1 protein-coding gene is annotated in these 1,010 nt (G+C 41.3%); it reads right to left on the minus strand.

The annotated features are described in order from the left end of the window. Positions 1 to 17: 17 nt before the first annotated feature. Entirely contained in the window at positions 18 to 905 is an 888-nt protein-coding gene (locus BM100_RS22410) for an IS982 family transposase (RefSeq protein WP_092515019.1), read from the minus strand. Positions 906 to 1,010: the final 105 nt, after the last annotated feature.

A 1,010-nucleotide genomic window follows, 5' to 3' on the forward strand; every position in this document is an offset into this window, starting at 1 on the left:
ATTAACCTGAGATCGGTTTAAGCCATCACCTGAAGTCCTGTTTTTTCAGCATGGGTGATATTCAGTGATGGCTTTTTAGGTTTCAGACAATAGGCAATTAACCCGCCCAATAAATTCAGCATAAACCCGTGTAAACTACGGTGACGCGAATGCTCAATTTGGGTAATGTTCTTGAGCTGATCATTAATTGTTTCAATAATAAATCGCTTTGCTAACATGGCCCTATCCCAAGCGGCTAACAGTTTGGGCTTCATATTTTTTCGTTGCCCTGTCACCAACGTTATCCCTTCTGCTTCTAAGTCTTCTGCTAATGCTTTGCTGATGTAACCTTTATCCGCATAAAGTTTATCTAAAAGCCCTTTTGAGAGCGCTTTAACGGGTGCCCTATCATCAATATTTGCGGGCGTCAGTTTTACGGCAACGATTTCACCCTGATGATTAACAATCATATGAAGCTTAAAGCCGTAAAACCATCCCATCGTGCCTTTTCCTCTTGCCGCGGTCTCTTTAAACACCTGATGTCTGGGTATTCTGAGGTTGTGGCACACTTTAATACTTGTCGAATCAATAAATTCAATCCCTGTCGGTTTACCTTTAAGGTGGGTAAAAAATGCGCTCAATGGCGCCAATACCGTGGGCATCACCTCAAGGAAACGGGTATAACTGAGCATCGTTGGAAACTCTTTTTTGTGATATACCATCATGAATCCAATATAAAAATGCTTGAAATCACGTTGATGAGACAAATGAAAAGCGATGATAATCGTCATAATTTCACTGGCTGTCATTCGTCCTTGGCGTAACCGCCGACGTTCACCACTTTCAATCAAATAGATTTGCCATTGAGGCATGAAGCTTTGGCAAAAATCATCGACATGGCAGAATAAGTTGACTAAATTATGCATAGCGGGTTCCCCAGTGAAAAGTTTCTTTTTTGGTCAAAAGATCTGATCACCGAACCCGCTTTTAGTTCCTTTCTTTTTTTATTCTGCTTATCCCGAGCTCAGGTT

Origin of the sequence: Xenorhabdus mauleonii (genome assembly GCF_900113945.1) — a bacterium.
GTDB lineage: Bacteria > Pseudomonadota > Gammaproteobacteria > Enterobacterales > Enterobacteriaceae > Xenorhabdus > Xenorhabdus mauleonii.

Bases quoted from the DNA above. Each gene is read 5' to 3' on its own strand.
- BM100_RS22410 (WP_092515019.1), bottom strand. From the start codon at position 905: ATGCATAATTTAGTCAACTTATTCTGCCATGTCGATGATTTTTGCCAA.